At 64.5% G+C, this 17,514-nt stretch carries 11 protein-coding genes and 1 pseudogene; 1 reads left to right on the top strand and 11 read right to left on the bottom strand.

Features of this window, described 5'->3' with window-relative positions:
* Positions 1–170: 170 nt before the first annotated feature.
* The 5 genes from QE363_RS08895 to QE363_RS08875 form a co-directional block, all read right to left on the bottom strand.
* Positions 171–821: a hypothetical protein gene (locus QE363_RS08895; RefSeq protein ID WP_309694499.1), complete on the bottom strand. Its 651-nt coding sequence runs from the start codon at positions 819–821 to the stop codon at positions 171–173.
* Positions 818–1,621 (bottom strand): hypothetical protein, encoded by an 804-nt coding sequence (locus QE363_RS08890; protein WP_309694497.1) that lies wholly within the window; start codon positions 1,619–1,621, stop codon positions 818–820. The genes QE363_RS08895 and QE363_RS08890 overlap by 4 nt, the downstream gene beginning before the upstream one ends.
* Positions 1,621–2,454 carry a hypothetical protein gene (locus QE363_RS08885; RefSeq protein WP_309694496.1) on the bottom strand — a complete coding sequence of 278 codons (834 nt, stop codon included), beginning with the start codon at positions 2,452–2,454 and terminating at the stop codon, positions 1,621–1,623. Before QE363_RS08885 ends, QE363_RS08890 begins: the two co-directional genes overlap by 1 nt.
* A 31-nt stretch (positions 2,455–2,485) precedes the next feature.
* Complete coding sequence (locus QE363_RS08880; RefSeq protein WP_309694494.1) at positions 2,486–3,373, bottom strand: 3'-5' exonuclease; 888 nt, start codon at positions 3,371–3,373, stop codon at positions 2,486–2,488.
* A gap of 105 nt (positions 3,374–3,478) precedes the next feature.
* On the bottom strand, positions 3,479–4,249 hold the full coding sequence (locus QE363_RS08875; RefSeq protein WP_309694491.1) for a hypothetical protein: 771 nt from the start codon (positions 4,247–4,249) through the stop codon (positions 3,479–3,481).
* Positions 4,250–4,438: 189 nt separating this feature from the next.
* On the opposite strand from QE363_RS08875, the gene QE363_RS08870 reads away from it, so the two are divergent.
* On the top strand, positions 4,439–4,744 hold the full coding sequence (locus QE363_RS08870) for a metalloregulator ArsR/SmtB family transcription factor (RefSeq protein WP_309698154.1): 306 nt from the start codon (positions 4,439–4,441) through the stop codon (positions 4,742–4,744).
* A 60-nt stretch (positions 4,745–4,804) separates the two neighbouring features.
* On the opposite strand, the pseudogene QE363_RS08865 reads toward QE363_RS08870, so the two are convergent.
* The 6 genes and pseudogenes from QE363_RS08865 to QE363_RS08840 all read right to left on the bottom strand — a co-directional run.
* A pseudogene (locus QE363_RS08865) lies at positions 4,805–5,179 on the bottom strand (IS21 family transposase); the annotation flags it as partial.
* 132 nt (positions 5,180–5,311) lie between these two features.
* A complete protein-coding gene (locus QE363_RS08860) occupies positions 5,312–5,593 on the bottom strand; it encodes a hypothetical protein (RefSeq protein WP_309694487.1) in 282 nt (93 codons plus the stop codon).
* Positions 5,590–11,421, bottom strand: coding sequence for a DEAD/DEAH box helicase (locus QE363_RS08855; RefSeq protein ID WP_309694482.1), 5,832 nt, complete (start codon positions 11,419–11,421; stop codon positions 5,590–5,592). The genes QE363_RS08860 and QE363_RS08855 overlap by 4 nt, the downstream gene beginning before the upstream one ends.
* Positions 11,422–11,439: 18 nt before the next feature.
* Complete coding sequence (locus tag QE363_RS08850) at positions 11,440–13,584, bottom strand: hypothetical protein (RefSeq protein ID WP_309694478.1); 2,145 nt, start codon at positions 13,582–13,584, stop codon at positions 11,440–11,442.
* The gene (locus tag QE363_RS08845; protein ID WP_309694476.1) at positions 13,581–16,103 is read right to left on the bottom strand and encodes a hypothetical protein; all 2,523 of its coding nucleotides are present in this window, start codon (positions 16,101–16,103) and stop codon (positions 13,581–13,583) included. The genes QE363_RS08850 and QE363_RS08845 overlap by 4 nt, the downstream gene beginning before the upstream one ends.
* Positions 16,100–17,293 (bottom strand): DNA cytosine methyltransferase, encoded by a 1,194-nt coding sequence (locus QE363_RS08840; protein ID WP_309694474.1) that lies wholly within the window; start codon positions 17,291–17,293, stop codon positions 16,100–16,102. Before QE363_RS08840 ends, QE363_RS08845 begins: the two co-directional genes overlap by 4 nt.
* Between the last annotated feature and the right edge of the window lie 221 nt (positions 17,294–17,514).

Here is a 17,514-nt window from a genome sequence, read left to right as displayed (position 1 = left end):
TTGGGGTGGCCGTGCCCAAGCGCATATCCCAAGATGTCGCCCGGCTACCCCGCGCCATGTTAAGCGACCGTTGCACCAAGAAGTTAGTTGACGACATCGAAATTGGGTGGATTGGTACTATCTCAATCAGGTGATCCTACGAGAACATGTTTGATTGTCTTAAATTTCCTTTATGATCTCCAAGGCACCTCTAGGTTTGTGCGTCCCACATCGAATGCAAGTGACGATCCTCCCCTGACCTGCGCGGACTGCGAAATAATAAAGTCTCGATCGCCGAAGAGTGGATGCTCAATGACGTCCAGCAGAAGGTGGCCCACGCAGGAGTTGATGACGGTCTCCGGCAGCAGGCGTTCGAGCATGACGAACCCCATCCCGCCGTGCGTGAAGAAGACGAAGCCCTCGCCCCGAAGCTTCACCTCGAGCGACGCACCGTACACCTTCACCTCCACGAACGGTCCTTCGATGCCGTCGCAGACGATCGCCTCGGCGATCAGCGGTTCAGGGCGCCAGGGACAAACGGCGCCCGCCTTGATCCTGCGGCCGGTCACGGAGCCGGGATCGTCGCGTCCCGCCCTGCAAGTGGTGATCGATGGCCATCGATGTCCCGGCCGCAGCCGTTGCATCGCATCCGGGACATTCGATCCGGCGAGAGCGAGCACCTCCGGCACGATCGCGGACATCGAGTCCATGGTGACGGCCAGGTAGGATCTGAACGACGCAAGCCGCATGTTCTCGACCAGACGATTCAACATCCGCGCCTCGTCGCGGGCACGCTTGCCGGCGATCTCGCGGATCGCCAGCGATTGATCGGCCGGTGTCATCGGAACGTGCCCTCCCTCTGCGCGACCACGATCAGCCCGAGCATGTGCCGGGTGAGGCTGTCAGCCCCCTGCCGGAAGGCTACCTCGCCCCAATCATCCCAGCGATCGATCCTGCATGCCAGCCACGCGAACAGGTGATCGCGAGTCGCTGCGTCGTTGAAGGACATCGACCATGTGACGCGCCTGGTCGGCATCCTAGCACCGCTGCCCTTCGCCATGCTGGTCAACGTGACGAGATGCGCCCGACCGATCCGCTCCCGCGCGAAGAGATGACGACGAAAGCCGACGCCGTCTTCGAAGGAGCGCAGAGCGTTTTCCCGATCGGCGGCCTCCGAGCCCGGACACGCCGCCGTCACCGCCTCCATGACGGCCGCCATCGGCAATCCCTCCCAGGCCGGATCGCGGGTCGCACGCAGCATCATCAGGACCGATCTGCCTTCGGGACTGAGTCGCGCGCTGAGCGGGTTCGACGTCGCCGGGGCTGTGACCTTGAGATCGAGCATGCCGATCGCCGCCAACCAGCAGTGGTAGAAGCGCCAGAACATCATGTCGCCGGCGAACAGATCATGCCGACTCTCGCCATCACCGAGGCCGGGGGCGTCAATCGCCGACATGACCCGGAGCATGAGCTCGTGCTGCTCGGGAGCGAAGTGGACAGGATGGAAGCCGAGTTCCCCCTGCCAGAACGCGTCGCGGACCGTACGCCAAGACCGGCCATCCTCGTCCTCGAACCTGTTGTCGCGCGCGCGCAGCCACCAGCCCCACGGCAGCTCACCCGGGATGTGCCTATCGCGCGCCATCACATGCCACCCCGCTGCGGATCGAGGCCGATGGCGGGCAGCGGCGGCCCCTCCCGCGGCGGGACGGCCTCGCCTTGCGCGATCGCCTTCAATTGCGCAGCGAGATTGAGCACCTCACGAACGACGTAGCCATCGTCGCGGTACTCGGCGGCGGTCTCCGCGCCCATGAAGCGCCCACGATCACGGGCGTCGTTGGGCACGACGTCGTACAGGTGGTTGCAGTCGAAGCCGAACCACCAGTGACCGGTGCCAGGATCGTGCTCGGTCGCGTTCCGAAGAGGCTTGTGGCCGACCACTACATGGCAGATCCGCCTGGCCTCGCTAATGAGACTACGCTGCGGCGACGGGCCGGAGTCGCAGATCCGCGAGTAGGTCAACCCGCCATGCACCTCGATGCCAAGCTCGGCGGGGATCGCCTCATGGTTCCACCCGAACAGCGGATGGGTCTCAGGCACCCCTACGAACCCGCTGAGATAGCCCGCCGGGTTGTCGCGCATCACGATACATTCATACCCGGTGGCTGGATCGACCCAAGCGAGCTTGTCGGCCTCTCCGAGCCAGGGTCCGTCATCACGGGGCTTGCCGTCATCGACGAAATAGATCTCGGCGGTGGGCACCGTTCCCGTGGCTGTCGTATAGTTCCTGCCGGTGATGCGGGTCACGCCGTTCGCCAGGGTCACCTCCCCGCCGTCACCCGGCAGCTTCGCGAGGGCAAGGCCCGAGCCGATCACCGGCGCGATTCGACTCTCCATCGCTGAGGTGAGAGGCTGCGCGGTCACGGCGACGGCGGTCGACCGAGCCTTGCGAGACGTCGGCGTGTTCTTTCTGGCCATGGCTTTCTTCTCCTTCGATTGGGGGGTTGGATCAGAGGAAGCGGGTCCGCGGGGTCACGCGGGCGATCTCGGGACAGATCTTCTGGGGGCGGGCGTCGGCCGCGTAGACGTTAGCCGCGAGCCAGGCCTGCTCGGCGACGAGTTGATCGTCGGCGACCTCGCGCCACCAGACCTTACGATCGGCTGCGGCATCCCAGCGATAACCGCGCGCCCGGAGCTGATTCTTGAGGTCGTAGTGCGCGCCCGTGGCGCGCACGATCCAGGTCGGCTTCGCAGCGGTTTCGATCATTTCCGACAGAGCGGTCCGATCATCGGCATCGACGTGGCGCAGCATCTGGATCAGGGCATCCACGTCCGCCGATGCGCGGTGACCGCAGTGGTAGAAGCCGGCCTGCAGCAGCAGATAGCCGAGAACGCGGCCATCGAAATGCCGGGCGCGCCAATCCACCTGACGCATCGAACAACACCAGTTCAGTCCGGCGGCACCAGGCAGACGCTTCTCGACCCAACGGCGGTCGAACGCGCTGTTGTGCGCGACCACGAAACTGGCCGACCTTAGCAGCCTAGTGGCCTCTGCCTCGTCGATCTCCCGACCGACCAAGTCCGCGTCCGTCAGGCCGGTCAGGGCAGTGATGTCGGCGGTGAGCGGCTCTCCCGGATCCTGCCGCCACTCGAACGCCTCATCGATGGTGGTGATCACGCCATCGGCGTCGTAGCGGAAGCGGCGGATGGCGAGTTCGATCACCTTCCCAGTGTCCACGTCTAGGCCCGTGGTCTCGACGTCGATCGCCACGCCGATGTGAAGACCGCGACCGACTCCATCGCCGGTTGGGCCTTCATGAAGACGCAGCGGATGCAGGACGCGCACGTTCGCGTCGCCGGCCCCTTCAGCGCGGCCGACTTGGGCATGCAAGGTCATGTATATCTCCCGAATTCGGGTCAGAACGGGTGGATGCCTCGGCGGCAGCGGGACGATGCTCCCTGGGGAGACGAGTGCCCGGCTCCAGCCATCATATCCGGTCTGTTAAGCCTGGATCCCCATCTCGATGTCGACCGCGAAGTGCCGCGCGGTGGGGCTGGAGCAATCCTGCTCCATGTTCCGGATAAGATCGAGAACCGGCTCCGGCACCAGAGCGAGCACAGGGGGCGAGGCCACATGCACGCCCTGGCGGATGTCGGCGAGATCGGCGACATCCGAACCGAAGCGCCCGGCAAGACGCGTCCGCACCTCGTCAACGTCGCGCGCGATGCTGGCGTGAAAGACCTGCATCATCCGGTTGTCGCGCGTGTCGACGATCGTGGCCGTATACATGCGCGCGCGCGGCGTCGGCTTGCGGCGGCCACGCGAAGACCGCGACGAAGGCTGGTGGCTGAAGAGGAACCGGCCCTTGCGGTCGTCGCCGTCGCCCGCCAGCAACTCGTCCATGGCCGAACGATCGGCGTCCAGCCCGATGCCAAGCCCATGCAGCAGAATGCCACGCATGCAGTCCCGTCGGTCGAGGCAGGCGTCGACCGCCGCGGCGCCGCCGAACAGCTGCCGCGGCGCGAACATCCAGCTCATCGGATCGTGCTCCACCGCATCCCGCTGGAAGCGCGTCGCCGTCTCGGTCGCCACCAGCGCCACTCGACCGATCGCGCGGCGCGTCGTGACGACGATCTCGTCAGCGGCCCCATCCTCGTCCAACGGGTCGGGGAACAGCGCACCGATACGCCGAGCCGGTTCGACGTCGAGCCCGTTCTGGCGATTGCCGGGGTGCTGACCGGCATCGATGCTTCCTGCTGCGCTCATGTCCATACGTCACTCCATCGTCGCCGACAGCGTCACTGTCGGCGATGGCGACGGCCGCCGACGCACCACGATATGGTACGCAACCGAAACAATACAACACTTCGCGAATTATTGTAGTGTAAACGCCGCATTAACGATAATGGATGCCCCTTTCCTATGGGGCGGAGCCAACCTAGAATGATTGGAGTGGAAAAGATGCATGCCTTACAGGTCATGAGCGCCTTGTCGCAGACGAGCCGGTTCGCTGCGTTCCGCGCGCTCGTTGACGCGCTGCCGTCTGGCATGGCGTCCAGCGACATCGCCGCCGCCATCGGCACGACGCCGAACACCATGAGCGCTCACTTGGCGATTCTGGAACGCGCGGGGCTGGTTTCGTCGGAAAAGATCGGCCGCAGCGTCGTCTACAAGGCCGAGACGGTGCCTGCCGAGGAGCTCAGCGCGTTCCTGCACGACGCCTGTGAGCGCGGACGCCAGGCGCGCGACCGCCGCCATCCGAAGTAATCCGGACCGACGCGATGCTCGTCCGGACGCGGACGTACAGACCCAGCATTTGGGCGCGCCCCAGTCTTCGCTCCAGTCGAACTGAAAGGCTTCGCCGGGCATGAACACCAGCGGCACGAACGTGCCCCGGTCCGTCGTCTGCACCTGGACCTGACGGTTCGCTCTCCGCGCCCGGATGAAAGCCGCTACCCGACTGTAAGAGCTGTCATAGCCCAGCGCGACCAGATCGGCGTGGATCTGCTTGCCCGTGCGCCGTTGCTTGCGCGATTTGGCCGTCTCCGTCTTCAGCCAGCCTGATAGCCGCTCGGCAAACGGATCCAGCTTGCTCGGCCGGACGAGCATCTCGAACTTCTGCTCCACCACGTCCGACCGCAAGTATTTGCGGATCGTGTTACGCGACAGTCCCGTGCGGCGGGTTATCTCCCGGATCGACATCCCATCACGAAATGCCCAGCGCCGGATGACGCTCAGTAACGCCCTGTCTATCACTCCTTGCCCCCCGACAGCTCGCCGGGGTGAGGTTGAGACACGGGTCAATTCTCGGTGAAAATTTATGCCTTCGCCGGGTTAGCTCTCAGTGGAAATCAACACCGCCTCGTCACCGTGCTCGACCAGACGGCTGACCGAGTCGAGAACCTCGTCCTCGGCGTCCGAGTCCCGCCACTGGATGCTACGATAGAATCTCGACCGCCCGTCTGCCCAATCCTCAAGCCGATGGAGCACGACGAACTTCTTCCAGTCCCCTATGTCCAAGCGCATGGTGGCCGCCTCCGCCAGCTCGACGCGGAAGCGGGCGAGGTTGGTTTCGTCATCCCGTATATGGGCAAGGATCCGGGATCGTGCGCTCATGGGGCAGGCTGTTGCGCCAATTGCGCCAGTTCGATCGCCCGGAGCGGGCGACGTTCGAGATTGAACGTGTCCAGAAACTTCACGTCCGCTCCGCCGCTGAGCTTCCTGCCGAAATCACCGTCGGTCCGCCACAAAGGATGAACGATCAGGAACGTGTCGCCACCCTTGTGCCGCTCGCGCAGCGCGGGGAGCTTCGACGGCCCGTGCATCTCCGCCGAAAGCGAATCGGGGCGCATCCCGGCCACCGACTTCGTGAGCGCGAACGCACGATCGTGCCATCCCGCCAGCTCAGGAAGGCTCTGATCCTTGGCATCGAGACCAGCGCTGTATCCGGGGGTCACCAGAGCCCGCAGATAGGAAAGCCCCAACCGCCAATCGAGCAGGCCGTGATACGACCTGTTGCCGTATCGCTGGATGCACCGGTAGCACGACGACTGGCACCGGGCCGCGTGATCACCGTCCTCATCGATTCGCAGGAAATCGACTAGCGGCCAGATCGCCTCGTTCGCCAGCGTCTCGCGGATGAGATGCACGATATGGGGCGTCCCGTCGCTACGATTATCGCCAAGCCGACGGCTGAGGCCGGAACCATTGATCAGCGAATCAGCGATCTGGAGCATCGGCTTGCCCTCGCGCAGTCGCGGCTCGAGAGCCTCGAACTCGTCGGAGGCGACGTCGAGATCCAGAGCAGCCTTCTGCACCAGGATCTGCGTGGCGCTGATGGCTGCGGCTCGGGTCGGCAGGTGACTGAAATCCCCCTTTCTAGCGACGCGGTCGAGCGTAAGCCGGCTGTCGAAGCAGAGCAGTTCCAGGTAGAGGGCGTCTGTCTCCTTTTTCGAGATAAGGCCGAACGTGCGCTCTGTGTTCGGCGTCTCCGTCCACCGGCTGGTCTGCGCGGCCAACTCGTCGAGATCGATCGCCTGATTGCTCTGAAGGACGGCATGCGGTGCCTTAGGGATGCGGACATACCCATCCTCAGCCTCGCGGACGGTGAACCTGCTGGGCAAGCCAGCGTCATCGTCGGTGCCGTCGTTAAGCTGCATGATCGTCACGCCTGCGCCACGGCGGACACGCAGATTGCCCGCGTCCGCGACCTCACCCGCATGCAGGACAGTGGCCACCGTCCGGACTGCCATGCGGCCAACGGTGTCGAGGTCGGTCTCGGCCGCCTTGAAATCGGTGCGGAAGGCAGCCGGCGTGACATAATCCTTGAACTCGGCGGGATCGATATCGCCGCCGCAGTCCTCGCAGGGACGCGCGCTCTTCGGCTTGCCCAGACTGTATCGGGCCGAGCCACAGGCTGGACAGAGTGCGACCTGATGCTCGGATTCCACCCAGCGCGACATGCTCTCCACCGACACGAACTTGCCGCGCCGTTCCGGCGGCGACAGTGTGCCGGTGAAGCCGATCACGCGATGGCGCTGCTTGTCCTTGGTCAGCACCGCACCAGGGGCGAACTCGAACACAGCGGTGTCGAGATCGCGATCCATCGTCGACCACGAGTAATCGGGATCCTTCTCGTCGGAGTCGGGTCGCACCCCCAAATAGAGCTGGCGAACGCGCGTGGGCATTCCATACATCGGGAGCAGCCCCCTCTCGGCGAGGAACTGCGCCAGCCCCTGCCGATTGACCGGCTTGAACTCCCTCTGCTTCTCAATCTCCTCCATCAGCCTGTCGACAGTGGATTCCGAGCGCAGGCGCTCACGTTGAACAGTGTCGATACAAGCGGCGTCGATATAGGCATCACGCTGAGCGATGGTCGCCTCCAGCGCCCCCCTCAATCTCGTCGGCCACTCGCAGCCGTCGATATCGCCGTAATAGTCGTCCGTCGGCACGTATTCGCCATGAACGTCCGGCGGAACGAGCAGATCACCCGGATACGTTCCGCCCTCATCTACGAAATCCTCGCGGACCTTCTGGAAAGCCGCGCGCAGCCACACCTTCGTCAGAAGGCGACGCGGAATCGGATCGTGGCCCGTCGCTAGGAACGGCGGCGGTGGCGGATCGCCAGTGATCGCGGCAGGATGCGCGAAGTAATAGGCATCGTGACTGCGACCGCGGCAGAAGGTGATGACAAAGGAGAATGCCTGGCCGCGGCGACCCGCGCGGCCGACGCGCTGCTGGTAGTTGAACCGCTGCGGCGGCATGTTCGCCTGATAGACGGTCTGCAGCGAGCCGATGTCGATGCCGACCTCCATCGTGGTCGTGACCGAGAGCATGTCGATCTCTCGGGCCAGCCTCGCCACCGGCCCCAGATCGTCAACGAAGATGCTCTTGAACTTCCGCAGGCGGTCGGAAAAGTCGTCGGTCTGACCTGTCAGTTCCTCGCACCGGAGGCGGAAGCGCGCAACGCCATCCTCCTTGCCCCGAACGATCCGGCGCCCGAGGAAATTTTCTTCCCATAGCTGCTCGACGACACCGCTACGTTCCTGCGGCAAGGGCTTGTAGCAGCGTGTGCACTGACCAACGCCGCGATGCAGATGCACTCGTTCGCAGGAGCCGCAACGCCAGAACGCATCGCCAGCCTCCGAAATGCGGAGAAACACCTTTCCGACACGAACGAGGCCATTCGGGTGGCCATGCTTCTCCAGCGCCGCCAGCACGTCCCTCAGATTGTCGGTGGTGTCACCGTCGAGCGCATTCGCGAACTTCCAGACGCGACTTGTCGGCCTGACCTTGCCCGGCTGGTCCCAATCGGTGCTCCTGTTCCGGTCGTAGAACTTGTTCTCCTGCACGCGCGTGGCGCTTGCGAAGACGCGAAGCCATGCGTCCCACCTGTCGATCTCCGGGCCGGAATCCCGACTGATCGAGGGATATGCGAGCCCGGTCTCCTCCAGGGCGAAGAACGTGTTAGCGAAGATCACGTCGTCGACGAGGTGCATCAGCTCCTCCTCGATCTTGACGCCGAGATCCTTCTGTTCGGTCTCACCAAGCCAGTTGGCATAGCTTATCGACGCGCCCGACTTGTCGAAGGCCTCGAACCAGTCGCGGCCCTTGTATTGCTTGCGCCCAACCTCGTCGAACGGGTGAATCCCGAGATTGACGTATTCCGAGATCAGCGCCCCGACCCCTTCGCTGCCGTTGGTGTAGTCGAAAAGCCTGCTGACCTGGACCTTACGCGACTCGACGGAAACTGCCTTGTCATTGGCCTGCGTTGAAATCGCCAAGATGGCCTTCTGGAAACCCTCTGTATCGTTGGCAGCCAGCAGCTTCTGCGCCTCGGCCATGGCGACCGTCGGATCGACCTTCGCGGCGACCGCCCGCTCAATGTAATCCCTCGCCACGGTGACAAGGATTTCGCGGCGAAGATCTCGAAGATGGAGCCGCTCGATCTCAAGCGACTGGTTGGCGGCATCCTGCCTGCTGTCGGAGAAGACGATGCTCTTGGCTTCTGCGCCTACGGCGTGAAGCAGCTCGAACAGCTCCGTCGCGACCAACTGCGACGCCTTACTGACGCCGGTCCGGAATGCGCGGATCGGGGATCGCGAGCGCGAGTTTGCCAATCGGTTCGAATAGTCGGTGCCGCAGTTCGGACAGCAGAACGGCTGAGCCGTGCGATGTCCGTTCGGCGATGCCGTCATCGACTGGACATATAGCCGCCCGCCGATCCGACCGTCTGGAATGGCGTCGCCGGCCGTGACGACGCCAGATTCGGGATCGAGATGGGCGGCCTCCCATCCGTCCCATCCTCTGCCATCCTGATGGGGGGTCGCGCGGCTCGGCCAGAACACGGCGAACTGATCGAACGACATGCGGTCGTAATACTCGGCCGCGGCGCGCTCCGGCAGGTTTTCCAGCTCGGCCGTCGACGGCAGCAGTTCGGTCGACCGACTGGAACCAAAGCGCTTGCCACGCTGACCGCCGAGCAGCAGATCGCCGCATGCCTCGCAGTAGAGCATCTCGAACAGGCGCCGACCACGGACCTCGCCTGGATCAGGCTGCCCATGAGACAGGCCGCGCTCGACGCTGAGGTCGCTGAACGTGATCCTGTCGTCGACGACAGCCGGAGCGCCGAAGAGGCCCTCCACATTGCGGACGAAGGCATGAACCCGGAAGGAGGGCGTGCCCTGCGACACGCGGCCCTTCCATTGACCGCTTTCCGGCAGGGCGCGGGCGAGCATCAGCCCCTGGACGGCGATGTCCGCGTCCGTGGCCGCGCCGAACAGGCGCTTTCCAAGGTCGGCGATGCTCGTGGCGCGGACGCCATCGCCGGATCTGCAGGCGTGAGTCAGGACTGCCGCGGCCGCCTCTGCGACGCCGAGGATCTGTGCATCGCCCACCGACGTCACGTTCAGGGCCACAGCGACATCGGCGATCGCCTGTTCGAGCCTTTCGGTCTTGACGATCTTGGCGATGAAATCCCGTCCGCCGGTCTGCGCAGCCTCGACCAGCCTGACGAAGGGAGCGGGGTCGATCGACCCGCCCTTCCACGCCGGTATGTCAGCCTCCCCCTTCACGACGCAGTCGGACCAGAACTCCTCGGTGATAGAGCCCGTGTCGCCCGCCTTCGCGCTCGTGCCGAACGGCGCGAAGAGGTCGCGCAGGTATTTACGCGATTGGACGCCAGGCTCGCCATCCATCGGCAACGACGCCGACGAAGCCAGGATGCGCAGCTTGTGCCGATGCGCCGGATCATCGAGGCCGAGGCGCTGGATGAGCGACTTTATGAGGAACGACACCTCGGTGCCGGCGGATCCACGGATGAGATGGAGCTCATCGAATACCAGGTAGAAATAGGCGTCGTCGTTGTCGTGCAGCCATTCCCGCGTCTTCTCGAAGATTGGCTCCTCGACCTCTCGCGATAGCATGGCACCGAGCATGGAGGCGTTCGTGACCAGCAGGTCGGGCGGCGTCTCCTGCATGTCCCAGCGCGAAAGCATCTCCCCACCGTCAAGCGACGGAAAGATGAAGCGCGTCGGATCCGGCGGCGACGTGCCTTCCTCCTGTGTCTTCTTCAACTCGGCGGCGTCGTGGGCGCGCGCGTCGATCTGCTCCTGGTTCGCCCTCCTCATCGCCACGCGCAGCTCTCGCTGGCGCCGCTGGCGCCGTTTCTTCTCCACATCGCCTCCGGCGATGCGCGGGTGATCCTCGTACCCCGTCACGGGCGTCGATGAGGTGTATTGGCCGAAGAAGAGGCGATTCCCCTCGAACCTTTCGTCCATCACCGCGCGCGCCTCGTCGGAATCGAGGGTGCGCCGCAGACGGACCATCTGATCCTCGACAAGGGCGTTCATGGGGTAGAGAACCAAAGCCCGCAGGGCGGCCGGGCGGTTCTCCCCATCGCGTTGCGGGCTCCACTTGCCCTTCGGCGAGGTCCACCACGGCGCGTCGAGATAGCCAGCGTCAGGCTTGGCCCAGCCGGTAGCCTCGCGGGAAAGAGCCGCCATGATCGGCAACATGAAGCTCTCGGTCTTGCCCGAACCGGTGCCGGAAGTGACGATGCCCGGATGCCCCGACTGGATGCCCCGCTGGAGCATCTCGATCTGATGCTTGTAGGGCGCATAGCGACCGACGCGCTGGACCTCGCCGGTCGCATCGTCGCCTTCGAAAAGTCCAGACAGCACCAGCTCGGCAAAGGCGACCTGGACGTGACGCGGCAGCGCGTCCAAGGGGCCGCCGGCGACACCGACCATCTCGTCTATCCGAAGATCATGAGTCCGGTAGCGCAGGACCGGCTCGACGAACGACGCGGTCGCGAAGACATTCGTGGTTTCAAGCAGGCGCCGCCGCTCCGCCGCGATCTTCCGATCGGAGATGCGGAAGCTCGTCTCGACATATGAGATGAAGAAGTCTCTGATGCGGTTGAAGCCGCCGATCGGATCGAGCATCGTTACCCCTGATATCTGCTATTTGCTGGATTGCGCCGCCAGCGGCTTCGCGATGTTGAGGACGATCCGCTTTGCGGCATCGTCAGTGCCGAGAAGGAGGCGAGCCCCCGCGAACATGCGCGCCGCGCGCATTGCGAGATCCAGGCTGGGTGCCTCGCCAACTTCCAGGACGATCGAATTCGCCGTGGAAAGATCCGTTAAGACCGGCCCGGGATCGAGTGTCTCCAGATCGATTCGGGGGTGCGTCAGAAGCGACGGACCGACAGAAGACGCGCCCGGCGTGAAGCTGTCGGCGACGCGGAGCCACGGAACATCGTCCGGGAGAGCGACGATCTCGTCATGCTCCTCGTCCTGAACCGTGCAACAGACCAGCAGGCCTCTCGGCAGACCACCACTCCGAAGCGCATCGCTCAGGGCCGGCAGCCAGAAGCGGGCACCTGATCGCTCGATGCCCCGGATCACGACGAGGACCGCGCCTCCATCCCGAGCGGCCTCGGCGGCAGCCGCCAGCATGGTCGGAACACCCGAACCAGGTCGGGCCCAGAGGTCATCCAGCGAGATGAGCGTCGGATCCGCCTCGATCGAGACAAACCGGCCAGGGCAGACGATTGATTCCGCTACGCGCAGAAGATCCGTCGTCTCGATGCCCGTGATGATCGGCACCTCTCCGGCAAGCAGCATGACCAAGAGACTGCGGAGAGAATCCTTGCCATTGTCGGAAAGCATGACCTGGCGCGCGATCAGATCCCCCTTCACGGCCGCATCGACCTTCGGATGGACGGGAAAGACCCGCGTGATGCCGCCCACCCTCGGACCAGACTGCGGACCGCTGGGCGACCGATCGACCGGACCGAGCCTATCTGCAATCGCGAGGAGCCTGTCGATCTCCCTCTTCGTCTCCGAAACCCGATCGCGTGCCGCCGCCAGTTCCGCCTCGGCACCGTCCCGCTCCGCCTGGACGGCACCGACTGCCGCCTTTGCCTCGCATAGCTTCCCACTCTCGTCGGCGAGCTCGATCTCGAGCTGCTCGCGCCGCTCCTCGACACTCTTCTCCAGCAATTCGATCTGTGTCGAGGTCTCGCGGCGCGCGGCTTCGATCCGTTCGTGTTCGGCCTGCCGGGCGTCCTGCTCGTGTATGCGGACGCCCTCATCGATACGATCGACCGCCGCAGCACGGGCTGCGTCCATCTCGATTGACAGCTCGTCCAGCCTCTTCGCCTTCTCGGCGGCGATCTCCTCTGCCAGCTCCTGCCGCAGCCGATCATATTCGGCACCATGCCCTTCGCGGGCGTAGGCGGCGACGGCATCCTTGACGGCGTCGTCCTGCAAGGCGGCAGCGAGATAGACCTCCATCAACTCTCGGTCGGCGCGGAGGCGGCTTGCCAGCGCACCGGACCTGAGCGCCTCCAGTGCGGGCTCCTTTTCACCAGATGCGGCGGAAACACGCCCGGTCTCGTGATCCTTGTGAAGCTCCAGCCAAGAGATGATGTCGGCAAGCCTCGTGTCGCTCTTTCCCGCCAGAGACCGCACCACGCGCGCAATGTGATCCGCTTCGTCCGACCAGTCGAAGGACGACATCTCCCCGTCTGCCGGTGCGAGGAAGACATCATCGGCCTTCGCGCCGCCTCCGAGCCGCACCACGCCGTCATCGCTGAACCGGTAGCACTTCACCTCGCGGGCCGAACTGCGGGAGACCCGAAGCCTTCGGTCCTTGCCAAGCTCCATCTCGGCGACGATCACCATGTCGCCGCTGAGGCGGAAGGCCCAGAGGCCGGGCCGAGCGTCGCCGGCCCATCCTTCGCCGGTCAGAAGCACCCGGTATGCCGGCAGCGTGGTTTCAGGCAAGACCGCGAACCGCGGCAGACGCCGGAGGTGATGCACCTTCCATTCCGGCGCGCGGAAGCGCGTGTTCTTGACGATGTCGAACTCGATCCAGTCGCCCGGATTGAGATTGGCGTGCTGTCCCAGGCCCTGGGTCTCGACGACGCCGTCGCGCGGGAAAATCCGCTTCGGATCGGCGATCGCATCCACCCCATCGGCATTCAGGTATCCGAACACCGCGACGGTGCCGTATTGACCCTGCTTGCGAACGAAGCGGCCGGCGAACAGCTTCGTATCCGTGACGGCCTGCAGGCCGCGATCGATCTCCACGTCCGCCTTCATGCGGCGATCCCCCCATCGCTCCACAGGGGGCGGCGAGATCCTCGCCCGCGCCGATATGCGTTCAAAGCCTGGCTCCCCCCGATTTTTTCCATGCCGTCGATCAGCCCCGGCAATAGGCTGGACAGCCAGATGGCATCCTGTCTGCTCGCAACATAGCGCCAGCCATCTTCTCCACACTCAGGGTGGGACAGCGTTCTGACGCGCATCGCGGCCATGATCTCGAGTGGCAGAGCGCCCTCGGCTGCAAGTCGGGTCAAGCCTTCCGCAGTGAACTGGAAAAGGGGGCGCCCCGCCTGCGAGTGCGCGTCGAGTATGGCGGCATGGCGGGAATGGAACGACCTCTCCGCTCGCCCCCTGACGCGATAGACGTCGTGATCCCGGCCGCCCGGATGGACGAGCCGGACGAGCGAAACGCGGGTGTCCGAACCGGTCCCGGCACCGACGCGGAACCGGCCGAGCGACCAGTCCCAGAATGATGACGGCTGATATCCATCGCCACTGACTCCAGTCTCGATCAACCGGGTCGCAGCAGTCCCGTCCGGCTGCGCGGGTGCATCCGTCAGCGGCCAGCCGAGCGCGGCAGAAAGCGATTCCGCTGCGACCCCAATCGCACCGAGTAAAGGCGGTGCGTAGCAATCGCGTGCCAACCTGCGGAAGGGGATGCCACCCTGCAGCCCTACCGTCCTTCGGAAGTCAGCCTCGAGCCGTGCGGGCATCGCGCCGGACACCAGCAGACCGGCCTCGGCACCGAAGCGGACCTTGCTGAGCCTGGGTCGACCCAGGGTGAAGGTGCGGCCCCGCCAGCGAGGGCGCGGCCGCGCGTCGAAGAACGACGTCTCCTGCAGAGCCCTGAGCATGTCCCAGCTGCGACGCCCGACCGCCCTACCGATGATCTGTATGGCCTCGCCTTCGGTGATCCCCGACCGCGAGCACGCATAGAGCGCCTCGATCGCATCCTGCGCGACGCATGGTGCAGAATCCCAGGTCGGCTCGATCGCCTCCGCACGATCCACGCGCTGTGCCGAAACCAGCTTCCATTCCGTCTGCGTCGGGATCGAATAACTGGCACCGTCGAGATCGGCGTGGATATCCGCCAGCGAAACGAACGAGGCGCGCCGCGCCCAATGTGCGGCAGAATCGGTGATCGAGAATTCCCCATCGACGGGGTGAGCCGACCGCAGGTCTCCATTGGCCCAGGTGAGCCTTCCGGCCGAACCCCCATCCAGCGGAGTTATCTCGACCTCGCCTGAGGCTCCGTCGAGATAGGGCAGATACCGAGGCTGGCCGAGCCAAGCCGAGCCGACATGGATGCCGTCGACGAGGCCGATCCTCCTGACGGTCTGCTTGGCATTCGTGATGCCGATGCGCCGGAGCACGTCCGTCACCGTGCCAGCCGGAATGGGCTGATCGGTGACGAGCCAGGTTCCGGACGCCACGAAATTCGCGATCGCTCCGCTGGCGAGACGGGCGTGCCGTTGTGCGATCCCTAGATGGAAAGGGCCGTTGCCGGGCGATGGCTCACCCGTCGCCGTCCAGCTGGCGAGACCACTGGAGCGGAAGAAGAGAATGCCACGGCGGATCGATGGGCCAAGGTTCGAGCTGTCGGCAACTGCTGGTGACCCGACGGCACTGCCAAGGAACTCCGGCGTCGCCCTTGCATCCGTTCCACCGCCGACGCGGAACCGTCGGACCCCATCCTCGTCGAGTTCCATGACGAGGCTTCCCGGCACAGGCGAGGCATGCCCCGCCTGTTCCCGTGCGCGTATGACCAGGCGCCAGAATCGGTGATCGACCGAGGCCGCCCCCGACCTGAGAGCCGTCCTGAAGTCGTCGAAGGCAGCCCTTAGCCCGTGAGATGCGACGGAGCTTCTGACAACGGGATCGAGCTGTGTGACGAGCGCGGCGGGGTCAATGCCGGCGTTGGGCGTCCGCCCGATCTGCTTCGTGAGGAGGCGAATGTCCCGCTTTGTCGGAAAAGACAGGTATCGGGTGTAGCCGATGTGAGTCCAGCTGCGCGGGATGGTCGGAAGGACGAGACGTCGGAACGGCGCGCCTGCGGCAACCCGCCCGTCGAGCCAGGTCACCAGTTCCATCCACATCGCCGCGATGCCGCGAAGATCCATGAAGGAACGGGTCTCGCCCAGCCATTCCGACAGCTTCGCCCGGTATTGACCCTTGTCCTCGTAGACGCCGTCCAGCAGGCTATCCACCAGAAGGCTGAGCGCGAGCATCGCGATGCAGTTGGGCTGGTCGTTGCCGGGAACCTTGAAGGTGCCGTGCTGTAGGCACCAGTGCAGATGAGGATCTGCACGAAGGGCCTGCCTGAAGGCGGCCTCCGCTGCGTCGGCATGCTCCTCGTCCAGCCCGCAGTGCATGGCGAGCGTTTCGGGCGTGATCTCGAAGGACCGGATGGCGTCACTGTTACCACCGTCGGCGCGCAGCAGCCCCCGGGCCAGGACTCGCTCCCATTCGTGCAACGTCGTTGGCGGCATCTGCAACCGTTGCACGTCCTGAATCACGCCGAGGCTTTCCGGTCCATCGCGCCAGAGACGAATGCCTTTGCATGATGCGCCAGCGGTTCGAGCAGCCGGTCCGCGAGGAACCGCACCACCGCCGGAACGACGCCGTCGCCGATAAGCCGGAAGCATTCATTGTAGGTCTCGGGGAGGATGAAATCCTCGTCGAGTCCCATCAACTGGGCTGCCTCGTCGACGGTGAGAAGGCGCGTTCGGACTCGTTCGCCCTCCACCACGATGATCCGGGGGCGGGATGCGCCACCCTTCGGAGTGCGCAGACACCCGAGCGTCGAACCGAATGCGATCTCGGCACGCTGGGTGTTCCCGTTCTCGCCGGTTGGGCGCATGCGTAGATATAGGCTGCCGATCATCGGGCGGCCGGCCGTCTTCGCTGCCTCGAGCCGGTTGAGGTGGGACTGGCTCATCATGCCGATGAGGCGGTCGGTCGCCTCGTTCGAATTCCACGCGACGCGATCGGTCAGGTCGATGATGCCTTCCAGCTCGAATTTCTTCGACGCCGGCGGCGCACCGGGAGCCCACCAAATCCAGTTCGACGCTACGGCCGGGGAGAGACCGGCACGAGCGCGAAGCAGCGTCTGGGAATGCCACGGACCTTGCGGCATGTCCGCCTGTAGCCCGGCAGGGATCGGAACCTCTCTTCGCACCGCGATGATGAACACCCGCGGTCGCGATTGCGGCACGAAGTGAGCAGCGTCCGCGACCACGGCACCGAACCGATAACCCATGTCGCCCAGCGCTTCGCAGAGCGAGCGGAAGTCGCTGCCGCCATTGGCGCTTAGAAGGCCGACCACGTTCTCAAGTGCGAGAAGAACCGGGTGACGCCCGTCCTCGGCCAATCCGCGGATGATCTGAAGGAAGGGCCAAACCGCACCGGAACGGGTTGCGGCCACGCCGCCAGCTTCCCCAAGGCCGGCTTTCGCTCCTGCCTGAGAAAGATCCTGGCAAGGGAAAGAAGCCCAGGCGAGATCTGCAAGTCCAGCCAGGTCGCCGCCCCGAACTTCGGCAACATCGCGTGGATCGAAGTGATCGCCAGCCCAGTTTTTGGAGTAGGATTTGCATTTGAGCTTGTCACTGTCGTTGGCGAATAGGCATTGCCAATCACCGCCGAGACCGGCCCTTGCCATCCCGACGCCCGCAAAGAACTCGTAATAATTTAGCTTCTCGAACCCCAAACTCGCCCCCCTCCGCGACAATCGTAGCATTCCACCGCGATGCGGACGAGGCCATTCTCCACCATATCGGAGGAGAGCGACCGCCCGCTTCGTCGCCTTGCTGCGGCTTTAGGATTGGCCAGTCGATGCGACAAGCCACTCAACACTTGCAGATGCGGAAATATAAAAATGCCGGTCTGCCATCCATCGATCGGTATCAAGTAAGTCCATCTCGGCCCAAA

The organism is Sphingomonas sp. SORGH_AS_0870 (genome assembly GCF_031453175.1).
Lineage (GTDB): Bacteria > Pseudomonadota > Alphaproteobacteria > Sphingomonadales > Sphingomonadaceae > Sphingomonas.
Note: the sequence above shows the minus strand (reverse complement) of the source record. Positions and strands in the feature narration are given on the sequence as shown.